1 protein-coding gene is annotated in these 279 nt (G+C 68.1%); it reads left to right on the top strand.

Annotated elements, in window-relative coordinates:
- Positions 1-39: 39 nt before the first annotated feature.
- Positions 40-279, top strand: a 240-nt coding sequence (locus ACMUOY_RS20555; RefSeq protein WP_413894570.1) for a DUF350 domain-containing protein, incomplete at its 3' end; no start/stop codon positions are given.

Genomic DNA, 279 nt, shown 5'->3' with positions numbered 1-279 from the left:
AGGGCCGCATCGGCCGGCGATCAGGGGAGACACGCGCGCATGGAAGCCATCATCCAGAGCATCTTGAGCGGGGCGCCGGTCCTCGCGCTGCATCTGGTCACGACCTTCGCGATCCTCATCGGCGGCATGGGGATCTACATGTGGATCACGCCCTACGAAGACATCAAGCTCGTGCGCGAGGGCAACACGGCGGCGGCGGTGGCGCTGGGCGGCGCGTTTCTCGGGCTTGCCATTCCGCTGGCCGGCTCGCTGGCCGGCAGCGTCACGTCGCTCGACATC

The sequence above is a fragment of the Candidatus Skiveiella danica genome, assembly GCF_022705245.1.
In the GTDB taxonomy this organism is placed as follows: domain Bacteria; phylum Pseudomonadota; class Gammaproteobacteria; order Burkholderiales; family Burkholderiaceae_C; genus Skiveiella; species Skiveiella danica.
The sequence above is the reverse complement of the archived record's forward strand: the minus strand, read 5'-3'. Positions and strand labels throughout refer to the sequence as shown.